Annotated in this window: 29 protein-coding genes; 27 read left to right on the forward strand and 2 right to left on the reverse strand. The window is 55.8% G+C overall.

What is annotated here, in order from left to right; translation table 11 throughout:
* The first annotated feature begins 75 nt into the window (after positions 1–75).
* On the forward strand, positions 76–435 hold the full coding sequence (locus AC1DYF_RS00450; protein WP_477874097.1) for a helix-turn-helix domain-containing protein: 360 nt from the start codon (positions 76–78) through the stop codon (positions 433–435).
* A 141-nt stretch (positions 436–576) separates the two neighbouring features.
* Here AC1DYF_RS00450 and AC1DYF_RS00455 read toward each other — a convergent pair whose 3' ends face one another.
* A complete protein-coding gene (locus AC1DYF_RS00455; RefSeq protein ID WP_477874099.1) occupies positions 577–1,257 on the reverse strand; it encodes an XRE family transcriptional regulator in 681 nt (226 codons plus the stop codon).
* A 93-nt stretch (positions 1,258–1,350) separates the two neighbouring features.
* Here AC1DYF_RS00455 and AC1DYF_RS00460 point away from each other — a divergent pair, with 93 nt between their 5' ends.
* From AC1DYF_RS00460 to AC1DYF_RS00585, 26 genes are all read left to right on the forward strand, one after another.
* The gene (locus AC1DYF_RS00460; RefSeq protein ID WP_477874101.1) at positions 1,351–1,560 is read left to right on the forward strand and encodes a helix-turn-helix domain-containing protein; all 210 of its coding nucleotides are present in this window, start codon (positions 1,351–1,353) and stop codon (positions 1,558–1,560) included.
* Between the two features lie 62 nt (positions 1,561–1,622).
* The gene (locus AC1DYF_RS00465; protein WP_477874103.1) at positions 1,623–2,378 is read left to right on the forward strand and encodes an HNH endonuclease; all 756 of its coding nucleotides are present in this window, start codon (positions 1,623–1,625) and stop codon (positions 2,376–2,378) included.
* Positions 2,375–2,572, forward strand: coding sequence for a hypothetical protein (locus tag AC1DYF_RS00470; protein ID WP_477874105.1), 198 nt, complete (start codon positions 2,375–2,377; stop codon positions 2,570–2,572). Before AC1DYF_RS00465 ends, AC1DYF_RS00470 begins: the two co-directional genes overlap by 4 nt.
* Positions 2,573–2,932 carry a hypothetical protein gene (locus tag AC1DYF_RS00475; RefSeq protein WP_477874107.1) on the forward strand — a complete coding sequence of 120 codons (360 nt, stop codon included), beginning with the start codon at positions 2,573–2,575 and terminating at the stop codon, positions 2,930–2,932. It begins immediately after the preceding gene.
* Complete coding sequence (locus AC1DYF_RS00480; protein WP_477874109.1) at positions 2,933–3,385, forward strand: hypothetical protein; 453 nt, start codon at positions 2,933–2,935, stop codon at positions 3,383–3,385. It abuts the gene before it with no gap.
* Positions 3,382–3,528, forward strand: a complete 147-nt coding sequence (locus AC1DYF_RS00485) for a hypothetical protein (protein WP_477874111.1) — start codon at positions 3,382–3,384, stop codon at positions 3,526–3,528. Before AC1DYF_RS00480 ends, AC1DYF_RS00485 begins: the two co-directional genes overlap by 4 nt.
* A 195-nt stretch (positions 3,529–3,723) precedes the next feature.
* Positions 3,724–4,074, forward strand: coding sequence for a hypothetical protein (locus AC1DYF_RS00490; RefSeq protein WP_477874113.1), 351 nt, complete (start codon positions 3,724–3,726; stop codon positions 4,072–4,074).
* The gene (locus AC1DYF_RS00495; RefSeq protein WP_477874115.1) at positions 4,074–4,259 is read left to right on the forward strand and encodes a hypothetical protein; all 186 of its coding nucleotides are present in this window, start codon (positions 4,074–4,076) and stop codon (positions 4,257–4,259) included. Before AC1DYF_RS00490 ends, AC1DYF_RS00495 begins: the two co-directional genes overlap by 1 nt.
* Complete coding sequence (locus tag AC1DYF_RS00500) at positions 4,259–4,468, forward strand: hypothetical protein (protein WP_477874117.1); 210 nt, start codon at positions 4,259–4,261, stop codon at positions 4,466–4,468. The genes AC1DYF_RS00495 and AC1DYF_RS00500 overlap by 1 nt, the downstream gene beginning before the upstream one ends.
* Positions 4,465–4,656: a hypothetical protein gene (locus AC1DYF_RS00505; RefSeq protein ID WP_477874119.1), complete on the forward strand. Its 192-nt coding sequence runs from the start codon at positions 4,465–4,467 to the stop codon at positions 4,654–4,656. The genes AC1DYF_RS00500 and AC1DYF_RS00505 overlap by 4 nt, the downstream gene beginning before the upstream one ends.
* A gap of 261 nt (positions 4,657–4,917) precedes the next feature.
* On the forward strand, positions 4,918–5,322 hold the full coding sequence (locus tag AC1DYF_RS00510; RefSeq protein WP_477874121.1) for a hypothetical protein: 405 nt from the start codon (positions 4,918–4,920) through the stop codon (positions 5,320–5,322).
* Entirely contained in the window at positions 5,319–5,687 is a 369-nt protein-coding gene (locus tag AC1DYF_RS00515) for a hypothetical protein (protein ID WP_477874122.1), read from the forward strand. The genes AC1DYF_RS00510 and AC1DYF_RS00515 overlap by 4 nt, the downstream gene beginning before the upstream one ends.
* 88 nt (positions 5,688–5,775) lie before the next feature.
* Entirely contained in the window at positions 5,776–6,195 is a 420-nt protein-coding gene (locus AC1DYF_RS00520; protein WP_477874124.1) for a hypothetical protein, read from the forward strand.
* Between the two features lie 3 nt (positions 6,196–6,198).
* Positions 6,199–6,399 (forward strand): hypothetical protein, encoded by a 201-nt coding sequence (locus tag AC1DYF_RS00525; protein WP_477874126.1) that lies wholly within the window; start codon positions 6,199–6,201, stop codon positions 6,397–6,399.
* Between the two features lie 2 nt (positions 6,400–6,401).
* Entirely contained in the window at positions 6,402–6,803 is a 402-nt protein-coding gene (locus tag AC1DYF_RS00530; protein WP_477874128.1) for a hypothetical protein, read from the forward strand.
* Positions 6,804–6,901: 98 nt separating this feature from the next.
* Complete coding sequence (locus AC1DYF_RS00535; RefSeq protein WP_477874130.1) at positions 6,902–7,561, forward strand: methyltransferase; 660 nt, start codon at positions 6,902–6,904, stop codon at positions 7,559–7,561.
* Positions 7,558–8,019, forward strand: coding sequence for a DUF1064 domain-containing protein (locus AC1DYF_RS00540; RefSeq protein ID WP_477874132.1), 462 nt, complete (start codon positions 7,558–7,560; stop codon positions 8,017–8,019). The genes AC1DYF_RS00535 and AC1DYF_RS00540 overlap by 4 nt, the downstream gene beginning before the upstream one ends.
* Before the next feature lie 786 nt (positions 8,020–8,805).
* The gene (locus tag AC1DYF_RS00545) at positions 8,806–9,363 is read left to right on the forward strand and encodes a helix-turn-helix domain-containing protein (protein ID WP_477874134.1); all 558 of its coding nucleotides are present in this window, start codon (positions 8,806–8,808) and stop codon (positions 9,361–9,363) included.
* Entirely contained in the window at positions 9,360–9,668 is a 309-nt protein-coding gene (locus AC1DYF_RS00550) for a helix-turn-helix domain-containing protein (RefSeq protein ID WP_477874136.1), read from the forward strand. Before AC1DYF_RS00545 ends, AC1DYF_RS00550 begins: the two co-directional genes overlap by 4 nt.
* Before the next feature lie 344 nt (positions 9,669–10,012).
* Positions 10,013–10,630, forward strand: coding sequence for a transcription termination/antitermination protein NusG (nusG, locus tag AC1DYF_RS00555; RefSeq protein ID WP_477874138.1), 618 nt, complete (start codon positions 10,013–10,015; stop codon positions 10,628–10,630).
* Positions 10,631–11,443: 813 nt separating this feature from the next.
* On the forward strand, positions 11,444–11,650 hold the full coding sequence (locus tag AC1DYF_RS00560) for a hypothetical protein (RefSeq protein WP_477874140.1): 207 nt from the start codon (positions 11,444–11,446) through the stop codon (positions 11,648–11,650).
* A 274-nt stretch (positions 11,651–11,924) separates the two neighbouring features.
* Positions 11,925–12,311 (forward strand): hypothetical protein, encoded by a 387-nt coding sequence (locus tag AC1DYF_RS00565; protein WP_477874142.1) that lies wholly within the window; start codon positions 11,925–11,927, stop codon positions 12,309–12,311.
* A gap of 80 nt (positions 12,312–12,391) precedes the next feature.
* On the forward strand, positions 12,392–12,586 hold the full coding sequence (locus AC1DYF_RS00570; RefSeq protein WP_477874144.1) for a hypothetical protein: 195 nt from the start codon (positions 12,392–12,394) through the stop codon (positions 12,584–12,586).
* 114 nt (positions 12,587–12,700) lie between these two features.
* Positions 12,701–12,967, forward strand: coding sequence for a helix-turn-helix domain-containing protein (locus AC1DYF_RS00575; RefSeq protein ID WP_477874146.1), 267 nt, complete (start codon positions 12,701–12,703; stop codon positions 12,965–12,967).
* A 6-nt stretch (positions 12,968–12,973) separates the two neighbouring features.
* Complete coding sequence (locus AC1DYF_RS00580; protein WP_477874148.1) at positions 12,974–13,615, forward strand: hypothetical protein; 642 nt, start codon at positions 12,974–12,976, stop codon at positions 13,613–13,615.
* 16 nt (positions 13,616–13,631) lie between these two features.
* Positions 13,632–13,898, forward strand: a complete 267-nt coding sequence (locus tag AC1DYF_RS00585; RefSeq protein ID WP_477874150.1) for a spike base protein, RCAP_Rcc01079 family — start codon at positions 13,632–13,634, stop codon at positions 13,896–13,898.
* On the opposite strand, the gene AC1DYF_RS00590 is transcribed toward AC1DYF_RS00585, so the two are convergent.
* Positions 13,899–14,207, reverse strand: a complete 309-nt coding sequence (locus AC1DYF_RS00590; protein WP_477874152.1) for a BrnA antitoxin family protein — start codon at positions 14,205–14,207, stop codon at positions 13,899–13,901.
* Positions 14,208–14,263: the final 56 nt, after the last annotated feature.

Consider the following 14,263-nt stretch of genomic DNA (forward strand, 5'->3'; position numbering starts at 1 on the left):
TCGGGTTCGGCGGCTGATGGAGAGACAATACCGATTTGGTATGGACACGTCAATACCGTATTGGTATAAAAATTTATGGCAACGAATACCAAACCGGCATCGCCGAATTATTACAGTCGGCGACTCACTGAATTGTCTGAGCTTTATCCGCCTGCAGAGGTAGCGCCGTATCTTCGGATGCAGCGGCGCTGGGTGCGGCGCGTGACGCAGCTCGACATGTCACCGATCCAGCGCCTCGCGCTGCTTTTCATCGGCTCATTCATGACGCCGAGCCGGCCATATTGCTTCGCTGGAATGGACTATATCTGCAAGCACGTCGGCTGCGAGCGCACGACGGTCAATCGGGCTATCGGTGAAGCAGAGCGTATGGGGTTTATGGAAATAGACAGGCGAAAACGGGGCGGAAATGTCTACCGAATTCGGATGCCGGATTGATGTTTATGTTGCTCCCCAGCAACCTATTTTATGTTGCTGGGGAGCAACCCTATATAGACGGGAGCTGATATAGACGGATAGTTCTATTTTTTTATGGTTTGCTCTTGAGACGGTAATAATAGGAAGGGTGAGGGGAAGCCCTCAAGCATTTCCTGCCAGAGCGATATAGTGGACTGTCACGACAGCCGTTGCTGGGAAGCGTAATTCCTTCGGCGGATTGAACTGCTCAAGCACCAATTCATGCGAATTCTGCCGGCAGAACTTTTTCACGAAGGCCAGCAATGGGCCACCTTCCTCGAACTGAATTTGGGCAACGACATAGTCGCCGCGCTTCACACGATATTTCGGGTCGATATAGCAGGTCTCTCCGTCCTCGTACCTGGGCGACATGCTGTCGCCTGAGACCTGCACAGCGTAGACACCATTGATGCCAGCCAACGACGGTGGGGCCAACACGTGCCCAAGCAAACTTCCGTTCATATCAAACTCGCCATCAACGCCACCAACGGCACGCCCATAGACCGGGATCATCTTCGTCCCGCTGTCTACTTGACCGCGAACTATAGCGTTTGGCTTCTCGCTTGGCGAGTCAAATGGCAGAATGTTGCTGACAGGCGGATCGGGCGAAAGCATGACGTTGTCGAACAGCAAATCGACGGGGCGCACACCCAAATGTGGAGCGAGCCGTTCCGCCCATTCCTTCGATAGCTTTCGCTCGCTGTTTTCCAAGCGCCAAATCTGCGGCTGAGACGTGTTCGCCAGCGCCGCCAATTGCGGCTGCGACAATCCCTTCGCCTCTCGTAACTGCGCGAGTTTGCTCATGAATTTGTTTTATTCCAGAATGGAATTATTTTCAAAAACCAATATGGTATATTTTGCGCTTGCAAATGCATGCCAATTTGGTATGTATTCGGTATGACCCTCGAAGAATTCATCAAAGCGCAGATCCCAAAACTCTCGCACGCTTCATTCGGCGAGAAGGTCGGAGTCACGCAAGCGACGATCAACCGGTATGTGCGCGGGGATCGGTTCCCGTCGCCGGATATGATCCGCAAAATCCATGATGCAACCGACGGCAAGGTGACGGTCACCGATTGGTACACCAAAGCGGAGAATGCGGCGTGAGCAAGCAGCTTCAGTTCCTCGGCTATCACATGACGAAGCCAGTGATGAACCGGACGTTGAGCTTGATCGAGGCGTCCGTTGGACGGTTCGGTTTGCATAAGCGCTATTTCAAGACAGAGGAAACGTTCTGGAACGCGATCCACTTCGTGGTTGGAATGCGCCGCGAGAATGGCGAAAGCTATACTCAGGCGCTTGATCGTATCTATCGGGTATGGATGCCGATGTCGCGAGAAGCCAAGGCGCAGATCATCAGCGGCGTCAATCGTGAAGATCTCTACGCCGCCGCCAAGGTAAGCCAAGCAGACTATGCGGTCCTTAGCGACACGACGATGCTTCCGCGCGCGGAAAAGGTCAGAACGCCTCGCACGAAGCGGGTGAAGATAAAGAAGGGGCCTCCAGCGTCGTTGACGACGCCTGTCCGCCTCTGGGAACTCCGCGGCGGATATGCGCCTAAGCACTCCGAAAAAGACGAGTTCTACAAGTCGTGGGAATGGCGCACGCTTCGCATGAAGGTCATCAAGGAATTCGGTAGGTCGTGCCAATGCTGCGGCGCGGCTCCCGGACAGCTTGACGCGGCTGGAAAGCCAGTTCGGATCGTCGTTGATCACATCAAGCCGATCTCGAAATATTGGGCACTGCGGCTGGAAAAGTCGAATCTTCAGATCCTCTGCGACGAATGCAACATGGGGAAAGGCAATTGGGATGAAACCGATTTCCGCCCCGCCGAAGAGCCTGACGAGTGGGGCGAAGGCCCGACAGACGACATCGTTCTCGACGTGCTCGCGTCGATGGCGCCGGCCAATGGAGCCCCCGCATGACCGCACCCAACACAAACGCCTTTCTCGCGCAGAAGGTTGAGATCAAGAAGACCTACACCGAGGGCGTCTGCGAGGACGGCGCAGCAATTCTCAAGGACGGGATAATGCTGACGATCTCCCAAGTGCTCGCAGACCTCAATGACTACGCGTGGCTGAAGCATTGCATCGAACTCGCCAAGAAGCAGGGGGCTTGAATGTCCGTTCTCATAGCCAAATTCAGCAACGGCGTTGTCTCCAAGATAAGCAACAATAGATCCGCGCCGGCCTATTGCGGTCTGCTGCAATGGGAACTGTACGGGCGAGTTGAAAAGCAGGAGTGGTACTCCAGAACGCGCGCCGTGGTCGTTGGCAACATGAACGATTACGCCGCGTATCTCATGAAGAAATTCATGCGAGATTTCGAAATCCGTCACTACGAAATTGTCGATCTCGTGCCGGCAACCGCCGAAGAGACAATGGCCTATAAAGCGGAAATGAGCGAGCGGAATGCGATGTTCAATCGCAAGCCGACCAAGGCCAAAAACAACGTCGTACCATTTGCGAAGGGGGCCTAAATGCGCATCGCTGTCGACTGTGAATTCAACGGCTTTGGCGGACAGCTTATCTCCATGGCGCTCGTCGCTGAGGATGGGCGGGAATGGTACGGCGTTCTTCCGCAGCCCGACATCATTGAGACGTGGGTGAACGAGAATGTCTACCCGGTGCTCAATCAAGAGCCGATCGAACGACGCGAATTTCGGCAGCAATTCCGCTCCTTCCTTGAGCAATTTGATGACATCATCATCTTCGCCGACTGGTACACGGATCTCGTCCATTTCTTCGAGACGTTCGCCGGCAAGGATCATTCGGAAAGCTTCCACATCCCATGCACTGCGGTGCTGTTGCCCGACATGGAATTCCTGCCATCGGCGGTTCCACACAACGCTCTCGAAGACGCGCGGGCCATCATGAGAACGCTCTTGGCCGCCCCCGAGACCACAGCATCCACAGGGAGCGCGACGACATGAGCCATGCATTCTGCATTCTCGCCGGATTCTGCATTGCAGTTAGCCTGAATGGCGAAGAGCATCCAATTCCTCGCATGCTCTACGGAGCCAGTGCGATGGCCTTCAGTATTTTTGCGGCTGCCGCTTCGGCGAAGGGGATGTGACCCATGCCCCAATCCCCCAACATCCCCAAAGAGATTGAAGATGCCGAAGCGATTGCTGAAGCCGTCTTGAAGGCGGCAGGCTCTCGTCTCCAGCACTACGAGAGCTACAGCAGGGAACGTATTATCGAAGCCGCCCGTCTCGCTCTCCGCACCATCATAGCAGCAGCAATAGCCGCACAGAGGGGGGAATAGATCATGAGCGAGTGGATCAAGACGGCCAAAGTTGGCGACAAGGTGCAGTGCGTCAATACTTGGTCTTTGACTGATGGGCTTGGGCGTGGCGATGAAATAGGCCCGGTTGCGGGAGAGATTTATACGATCAGAGAGATCGGGTTTCTTTACCCGCCTATGCCGGAGACTTTGTGCGTTCGTCTTTGCGAAATCAAAAACCCGGAACGTATGTATTTTCACCCGAGATGTGGATTTAGCGAGAATTGGGAAAGCGCATTCGGTGCTTTCCGGTTCAGGCCAATACGGCCAACCAATATTTCCATCTTCACAGACATGCTCAAGACCGCTCCGGCTCCAATAGAGGAGACAGTCTAATGATCTACGCTCTATGGGCATTCGTGATCCTCATCGGTTCGGCAGTCGGCCTTCTTGTGCATTTCAGCCGACGCTCTAGTCAGGAAAGCATGATCGAAGACGCTGACCAGCTTGAGCAAGAGATGGCCTTCGGCATCGACAGAGACATGCACGAGACACAGCGCGCAGCTCGTGAGGTGGCGTGATGAGCCTGAGCTATGTTCCCGCGCCTGACTACGAGGAAATCTGTCGAGACGAGGCAAAACTGTCTGTCCTCCGGCTCTTCAGAATGGGCCACGGAACAGACGTGATCGCCAAGATCAAGGGCATGGATGAATACCGAGTCTACAATTTCCTGGCACAAGCTCGCGAGAAAGAGCGCGGCCAAATCGAACAACTAAGGGGCATCAAATGAGCGACAAGAGCAGCAGTTCATCTGGCGGTATTGGCTTCGGCGGTTTGCTGACGATCCTTTTCATTGGTCTGAAACTCACAGGCTACATCGACTGGTCATGGTGGTGGGTTCTTTCGCCGATCTGGATCGCGGCTTTGATTGTCATTCTGATCCTTACGGGCGCAGCAATTTACGCTGCGCGGCATTGAAATAACATGGATTGGGCGGCGGTCGCCAAACTCAACCGCCCTTCCAATGTGTGAATGAAGCAGATGTCCAATCCGCAAGCGGCGGACCAAGGGAAGACGGAGAGAGCATACGCAGGGCAGGATTGCTCTCTCCGTCAACCTGGCCGACGCAGGCGGGGAAACATCGGCAGACTAAATGGAAAGGCGCTTCGGTTTCCCTTTCCTAAACACTAGCGCCTCGGGATGTGACGATTGTTAAATCGCACAAAACGAGGAGCAGAGATGACTGAAGTTAGAGCAGATAAGACTCAAAACAAGACAGGGAAAATAGCGATGAGTTCGGATTCAATAACGATGGCGAAGGAGATGAGTACCTTCTTGCTGGCTAAGGAGTTTAGAGGCCCCGGTGATACCATAGAAGCCGCGGCCTACAGGCTTCAGAGCCGCTATGGAATCCCAGTGGCGACGACAGTGCGGCTCAGGAAGACGGAAGTGAAGGACATGTTCCTTTCCAGCTTCTTCCCGATCCTGAACGCGTATCTTGCGGTCAAAAGCAAGATGGAAGCAGCGGCAGAGCGGATGGAACAAAAATATGAAGAACAACGCGATAGTGCGGTTGATCCGCGCATTCTTCGCCTCAGCGATTTTGTGGCTGGCCGGCGCAAGGAAGAGGGAGAAGGACGATGAATAGCTTGTCGTGGATTTTGTACATCGCTGAAGTCGTCGGGAACTTAGGTACAGCGTTAGCGATACTCGGAATTGTGGGAACGGTCGCAGTCGTGGGCGCCAGCGGGTTTACTGGTCTCATGGGCACAATAGATGGGAGCAAGGATATCAAGGCGACTAGTGCCAATTTGCTCCTAAAACTGAAATGGACTGTGCCGATGATCATGATCAGTTGCGTCGTGCCATCGACAAACACGGTTTACATGATCGCTGCGTCACAAGCCGGCGAGATGGTTATCAAAGATCCCGAGATGCAAGGCATCTTCAACGACCTCAAGACAATCATCAAGCAGAAGATAAAGGACCAGCTTCCGAAGCAGTCCTAGGGTCAACGAGCGCGGGCGTTCCCTCCCTGTTTCCCGCGCCAACTGCTCGGCCTTCGGGCCGGGCTCTTTTCGAAAACGAGGTGAAGCGATGAGCATCACAATTGAAATCGCCGAGAAGACGAAAAAGGAAGTCGTCTATCTCAAAGCTGAATGCGGCGTCCGATATTGGGAAGGCGCCTCAGTCAACGACGTTGAAGACGAGGATGGCACGCTTATCCCTTGCCGCGTCAAGGACGCATGGTGCCCGTTGATCGATCTCGCCACCGGTATCATCAAGGATTGGCCGGCGGGGACCGCGGCAGACATTCATTACAAGGTCTGCGACAACGGCACCTATAAGCTCCTCGACGCCGACATGAACGTCGTCAAGTCGATTGAGGGGTATGTCCCGGAGATCATGAGCCCGCAGGATCACGGTCACGGGGACTACGCCATCATGCAAGTCGGTCCGGCCGGCGACATAGCCAATTGGCGCGTCACTCTCGATGAATTCGAAGGGGAAGGATGACCAATGACCGAGACACACAGCACCGAAGACAGCCCTCTGACCGAAGAGGAAACCGCCGCCATCGAGGCTATTTCGAACGCAGGCCAAGCGCTTATTGATCTCATCATAGCTCGTGGAGAACCCACCCGCGAGCTTATCAACGCCCGCAACAGAGCCGAAGAGGCAATCATGTGGGCAATCCGTGACATTACGGCGCGAGAATGACGATGGCAGGTGACGGAAACTTCAAATGGTATTGGGCTGGCGCCGAAGACGCAGAGCGTTGGCACGGTAACGAGGACAGCCGCGAAGCCGCCATTGTGGCAGGTCGCTCCGAGTTTGGCCGCGATGAGTTCTGGATTTGCGAATGCGACAAGGCGGTCATGACGGCCAATTTCCACGAGGACTTCATTGCTGAGAGGATCATGGACGACCTCACGGAATGCAATGAAGAATGCTTTGACGAGGAGTTTGACGGCGAAGCGTGGCCGCAGAAAGACGCGGCTTGCGAACTCGAAAAGGCAATCCAGAAGGCCGTCGAGGAATGGCTAGTCCGCTTCCCAGCAAAGACATGGTGCTTCGGCGAAACTCGGTCCCACGAGAAGATCAAGGCTCTCACAGACGCATAAGTTTCCCCCGTCGCTTGGTCTCCTCCCAGCTTTCCCAAGCGACCACCTTCCCACCGGCTTAACGGTCGGTGGGATCTTTCTCAGACAAGGCGGATCAAATGGCGCAGAACACATCACATGCAGTCATGGCCCAACGCATCGAGCCGCACGATAGCTTGGACGATTTTCCGACACAGCCGTGGGCGACACGGGCTCTGGTCGAGCACGTCATCTATCCATACATGGGCGGCTTCGCTCCGGAGAAGATCCTGAAGAAGTATACCGCGTGGGAACCGGCTTGCAACCGCGGCCACATGGTCGAGCCGCTCAAGCAATATTTCTGCAAGGTTATCGCGACTGACATTCACGATTACGGCTATGCCGGTCACGAGCGCACCGTTGATTTCCTTTTCCCCGGCTCGGAGCCGGCAGACCGACCGGAATGGATAATTACAAATCCGCCTTTCCGGCTTGCCGAGGAATTCCTGCAGCGCGCGTTCAAGATAGCGACAGAGGGCGTGGCGGTGATTGTGCGCACCTCGTTTCTCGAAAGCGTGGGGCGATATGAAAACCTGTTCAGCCGCAACCCGCCGTCATTCGTGGCCCAATTTTCCGAGCGTGTGCCGATGGTCAAGGGGCGGCTAACCGCTACCGGTTCGACAGCGACATCCTATTGCTGGCTCGTGTGGATGATGGGTCACGAAGACACACGCTTCGTTTGGATAAAGCCATGCAGGAAGCGCCTTGAGCGCGCCTCTGATTATCTGGAGGCAGCATGACCCGCATTTCCGCCAAGCAATATCAAGCCCTAGCTCCCAAGCCCTCCGCCAAGAAGCAATACGCCCTTGGCCGTCTAAAGCCAGGAACAATGAACAAGACAGAGACGAAATCGAAGTACGGCAACAAGAAAACGGTTGTCGATGGCATAGCCTTCGATAGCGCCAAGGAAGCGAAGCGCTGGCAGGAATTAAAGATCCTGGAGAAGGCAGGCGAGATATCGCACCTGGAGAGGCAGCCGTCGTTCAAGCTCTACGGCAAGAGCGGGCCAGTCATGATCAAATCGCCGCGGTACAAAAACGGCAGACATGCGACCTATCGCGCCGATTTTGCCTATTTCTGCGCCGCTCGCAACAAGCGGATTATCGAAGACGCAAAGGGCATGCGGACGAGGGAATACATCCTGAAGCGCGCGCTAACTGAAGCATGTTATCCGGCGATCGAGATCATCGAAGTTTAGCATCCCCACTCGAATAGATGAAGGTCTTCGAGTGACAACACACACAGAGCAAGGCGGAAAATCATGTCACGACAATCAGCCGAAATCACTATTGACCACGCCGTTCCCACCTTCGAGGACTTCTGGCGCCTCTATCCGCGGAAGGTATCGAAGCGGGCGGCAGAGAAATCATGGAAGCGTGAGGTTCTGTCAACGCCGCCAGATCAGATCATCGAAGGTCTGCGTCGGCAGCTTCCATTTTACGCGATACGCGACCAGCAATTCATACCACATCCTAGCACCTGGCTCAATAACGCCCGGTGGGAAGACGAAGTTCAAATCCCCGTCAAGACCGAAAAGAAGAGGAGCATTCTAGATGCAGCCCGAGACCGCTTTAGCTATAGCGACAATGATATCGGGGTTCGGGGCCTCCAGCATTGACGTTGATGCGCAGTTAGAAGCGTATCGTGTCGCCTGCGAGGATTGCCGGGAAGACGCCATCAAGACCGTCTGCAAGCGCTTCCTGCGTGGCGAGGTGGCGGGACATAAAGCCCATCGCCTTCCGACAGCAGCAGAGTTCGCCCAAGAATGCCGATCGGAACATACCGCCGTCACAGCAAGGGAAAATCGCGGGAAACTACTGCCACGGCCGGAAGAGCGCAGCAACGCACACACGCCAGAGCACCGCGAAAGGATGCTGAACCTGCTAGGCCTGTTGTCCAGAGCTTGCCGCGGCGATAGAGCCGCACAGAAGGCGCTTAGGCCGTGGGGTTGGCGATCGGAGGACGATGAAAGGCAGGCTGCAGAATGAACGAGATTGTCCAGCGTATCACATACGAAGAATTATGCCGCAAGGAAGCACTGGAGCGGCGCACTCGTCTGTTTGGCGCCGGCCGGTCTAAGAACCTTATTGCCGAGCAAAAGGCAAGAGAGCGCGAAGCATTCGAAGCCAAACAGCGCAGATCAGATCGTATCGCCAGACTTGAGCGCGAGGCAGAACAGCAGCGGGCGTTCGAAGCAAACAGGCGGCTGGTCGATGGCATTTCAACGCACGGAACAGCGCATGCGACCAGTTCAGATGAAACCTATGTGATTGATATTATCGAAGGCTATTTCGTTCTCGGCGATCCTCCTAAGCCATCAATGACATCGATCATTAACGCCGTGCTCGAAAAGCACGATGGCATCACGATCAAAGACATTCGCGCTCCAGGACGAAAGAAAAAGGTGGTTGCCGCTCGCCATGAGGCAATCGCAGCAATTCGACGCATCCGCCCCGATCTGTCCTTGACGACGATTGGAAGGTTTTTCAACCGGGATCACACGACAATCCTCAACGCGCTCAGGAAAGGAAAGGCAGGATGACCATCTGCCCCAACTGCGGTTTTAGGCATGCGAATGAAGATTACGCCTCTGAACTGGATGACGTCCATCTTCCTCACAGGCAATTCGACGTCGTTCTAAGGCTTAGGCAGGCAAGAGGGGCATTGGTCACGCATTCGATGCTGGTGGATTTCGTCTATGGAGACGATGAGAACGGAGGCCCGTCAGATGCACTCGCTTGCATATGGTCTCATCTCTCCAGAGCCAGAGAGACAATCAAGAAAGCCGGATGGACGATCGAGAATGATCGCTTTGTTGGCTATCGCCTAGTGAGAGTAACGCAATGAACGTGAGCATATTGAGGTGAGGACGAGATGGAAACGGATCTGGATCGGCACGATGAACAATTCGTAGCTATCGTAAGTCATAGGCGTCAAGCGAGGATGGCGAGGGTTGATGCACTTCCGGACGATCTGCGCGAGCTTGTTCACGAATATGGATTGTGCGTTGTTGATCAGTTCATGAGGCACGGCATTATGAAAGTCAGGGTCATCAGGCACTTGGTCGAGACTGTGCTGGACGAATTCAGCCCCACGCGCGGTTCAAAGTCAAAACAAGGAATTCGAACGGAGATAGTCCAACATCTAAAAAACCCGGAATGAAATAGGCCCAATCCTTCCGAACCGGGCCTATGGATCTGCATCGCACAAGGCGGATTCTAGCAAGGACGGCGGAGAAGATCAACATGTCATGGTTTGCTGTAACCACAATCCCGGGCTCTCAGAAGCCGCGGCGGGAATATGCCGCTGAGGCCACAAGGAGCCGCAAGGGCTATCGTATTATCACGAACATAGACCATGACGTCTCAGCGGTCGAACGAGCGCTCGTAGACGCTGGTTTTCAGTGCTACATGCCAGCCGAGAAGCGGCTGCTGCGGGACAGGCGGCACACTGACTTGTGGAAGGTGCGGCGCTTCGCTCTCATGGTCGGCTATGTCTTTGTCCAGAACCCACACAGCTTCGCAGCGCTGAGGGACACATGGGGCGTACAGGGCGTCGTTGCCGACCCGCACGGCAATCCAATGCCGATCCAATTGGAAGAAATCCTTATGCTGCGGGCTGCTGAGGCTGATGCCGAGAAGTTCTTCGACGCAAAGTCAAGACTGGCGCGACAGGTGCTCCGCAAGAAGGCAAAATCCGATCCTCGGCTGCGCATGTTGACCAACAAACTCGACATGGCCGGAAAGATCACGGTCCCCCTCAGCGAAATCATGGGGAGGACGTCTGAGACTCTTGAAAAGGTAGCATAAATCAGTTAGTAAGGCATAAGTGAATTTCATGGCTGTAAGTTGGATTCGTCCACGCCATGCCTCGACGCGTGAAATATCGCGTTGGGGAAATATTGCCTGCCGAATGCCGCATGTGACTACATTTTTGGTATGAACGTCTCATGCATTTCTCGTCGGCGGGATAGAGTTTGGGATAGCCCGGCTCATGGCCGGTGGCGGGGTAACGGAGAAAACCGCTCGCCTCCCAAAGCCTACAGCGGTCTAGCTTATGATCGGGACTGCTCGATCGAAAGCGTGATCACGCCGCTTGGGTGACTGGATCAGTTCTTGGAACAAGTGCCGAGGCATCGATCTGAGATAACTGGCAGCACCTTCACGCAGCGCCTCAGTGCGTTATCTGAGGCAACAGTTTCGAGGTTGCGCGCCAATCACTGAGCCCGTTTTCGGTGGCGCGCCTTTGCTCTAACGGGTGACGCGGTCAAATGGCCGGAATCTATGGGCAGCGCGCTGAGAAGCTCATAGCTGGTTCTCGCTCCAGTCAAAAGCGTCCAATTCCGCCCCTCCGTTCTATACGGGATAGGGGCAACACAGTTTGGAATGGTTCAGGCTCGGGCGACCTGAGTAGAGGGCACTGCAGAAGCCTTTTTCCGGTGAGAAAACGACGCAAAAACTCGCCATTCCAAAGCCAACTGAGGTGAACTATGGGCGACGAAACTATCGGTACTGGCGTTTAGCTATCCCGCCAATTCGTTTCCGGTCATCGTGTTCAGCGCTCTCCGCGGCCAGATCGAAGGCAGTGACGCTGAAAAACCGGGCAAGCAAGGAAGAGGCGCGATGAACACTGATATCGCCGACGATCGAGAACTACAGTTCCTCGTCACCAATCGCCGCAACGCGTTCCTTCGCAATTGCCGCATCCGCGATATCACCTGGCAAGAAGACGGCGCAAGTATGGGCTATATGATCACCGCAGATTTGGAACTGGTGAAGCTCCTCGCTCACTCGAAAGCAGAGGGTGCTCGCGAAGGCAATGGCGTATGATCCGCACGTTCCTTCGCCGCCTCGATCCTGGCGCGGCAATCCTCTGGGCAATCCTGATTGGCGCGACAATATCTCATTTCACGCCCGCTCACGCCGCCATCCACACAGACCGCCCAACACAAGAGACGGCACCGGTAGCGAGTAAGGATCAACCCGCCTGCCTGCAAACCACAACAGTCATGCGCTGGCTACGGGACAGCCAAGGCAAGTGGCACATCCTCGGCGCTCCTGTCGTCGGGATTGAGCCTTGCCACACATAGACGGAGGAATTCCAATGACGCTTGCAGAATTCAAAGCTTGGTTCAACGGCTTCACCGAGAGCATGGAAAGCAACCCGACTGAAAAGCAGTGGGAGCGCATCAAGGCTCGCGTGGCTGAGATTGACGACAAGCCGGTGACCTATCCAGTGTTCGTCGATCGGTACCGCTCATATTGGAATGGGCCGTATTGGGTCGGCGGTCAGATAGCAACGGCCGCAGGCGCTGCCTCGCTCCAAGCCTATTCCAATGCGGCTAGCTCGGTGGGCGCAAAGTATATGGGCGACGATATGGGCCTGAAGCATCACACGCCAGATGGCAAAACGGAATATGCACAGATGTTCAACGGCACCGCCGCAATGCTCGATCTCGGCAAAGCCGAATATTCCTCACTCGCCGCCTAAACCCTCAACCAAAGGAGAGACCGCAATGGCCAAGAAGACCAAGCCGAAGCCGTCGATGAAGCCCCGCCCGGGCTGCTGACATGCCAAAGCTGCCAGAAGGCTTCTGGGAAGCGACAGAAGCGGGCAACTACATGATCTGGGCGGAAGGTCACGAAGACAAGCCGACGCTCGCCAAAAGCCGCCTTGGTGCCGAATGGCAGGCTTTCCGCTTCCAGGCCATTTCTTGGCTGCGTCTATCGCCTCGGCGCGTAACAATTGGGCACCCGCTCAACTAATCCCCCTGCGCTTCTCCCTCCTCCCAAGGCTCAACAGGGGCGAACGCTGGTAACACAGCGCAGAGGCCGGCGGCGGACCATGTGGCCGGCCTCTAAATCAATCGAGGTAAGACGATGACCATCAACCGACTGAATTACAAGTTTTCGCCCGATGCGGCTGAAAACGGTGAACAGACGGCGGCGCAGCGTGTTCGCTCGTTCATCACCGAAAATCACCTGACGCAGAAGGAATTTGCGGCTCGGCTTGGCGTCTCGATCGGCGCCGTTGCTCAATGGCTCGCCGGGAAGCGAAGAGTTCCTGGCCCGGTGCAGGCATATCTCAATCTGCATGGACGCTACAAATTCCTGCAGGCGATGCACGATCTCCGCACACAAGGATAACGAACGATGGCACTCACCGGCCTCCATGTAACCGCGGCGCATGCCGGCGGCCCGCGGCAGCTTTGGAACGCGAAGCAGCCAGTTCTCGCCCATCCGCAATGGGCTGAGACGCTCGCGTCGAGCGGCACCACGGGCCAGTCGATCGGCGCTGATGGAATGATCCTACATTACAAGGCCGGCGCCGAAGGCTATCTCGTCCAGGCGCCGAGTCCTGATGCAACACAGGCAATCGGCACGACACCGAACACCGCCCGTATCCACATCTGGAACGCCGAAACGCTCGACGTCTACGCAAAGGCCGGTGACAAGGTCAATTTCGTCGCGGGGACGCTTGCAGGTCTGCATGTGACTTGCGCCTTTGCCGGCCGGCCGGACTCAACTCGCAATGCGGTGCAGCCCGTGCTGGCCTTCCCGGTCTGGTCTGAGACGCTCTCAGCGGACGGCACGACGACGCAGGCGGCGCCGGAGGACGGCTGCATTTTCCATGTCACCGTGTCGACCGAAAAGTATTTCGCCGTTGGTGTATCGCCTGATGCATCACTTGCCGTCAGCACGGCTGTGAGTTCGGCCCGCATTCATCTCTCGGCCGGCGAGAAAATCGATCTTTACGTCAGGCAGGGCTACAAGCTCGCCTGCCTCGCGGCCTGAGAAAGGACACGCACCCATGGCATCTCCAGAATGGAACCAAAGCGGCGCCAGCGCTCTCACTTTCGGCCGCAAGGGCGCAGCAATCACGCCTGCACCGGCGGATCTCGATCCCTTGCCGAAAGCCGTTGTAATGACCGCTGCGGGCGATATCACGATCGTGCCTCATGGCAATGCCAACGGGTCGACAATCACCTTCACGGGCTGCACAGTTGGCTTTATTCCGCCCTATGTCGTGCGTCGAGTAACGGCCTGCACCGGGACGTGCGCCAGTATTGATGCGTGATCAGATACCACGGTCTCGCCGCAAGGCGGCATTCATCAGGGCTTGCCAGCCTTCTCCGGTCTGGCGGTAGGCTTCAATCACATCTTGGTCGAGACGCAGCGTAAGCAGCTTCTTGGCCCGTCCAGACGGTTTAGGGCCGCGCTTCACATGGGTTCGCGCCGGCCGCGCTTCACCGCTAGCCACTGCGATGGCCTCATGCAGCCCTTCGATAATCTTCTCTGCGGGGCGCGGCTCTTTCGTCGGCTTGGCCACTTGTGCGGCGGCGGCTCTCTTCGCCTCGGCTCGCTGCATCTGCTCCCATATGCCCATGGGGGCCTCCGTAATTGCGTAACTACGGCAAAAGTAATTCGGTAACTACAGGATTT

The organism is Rhizobium sp. P2_G9 (genome assembly GCF_056403475.1).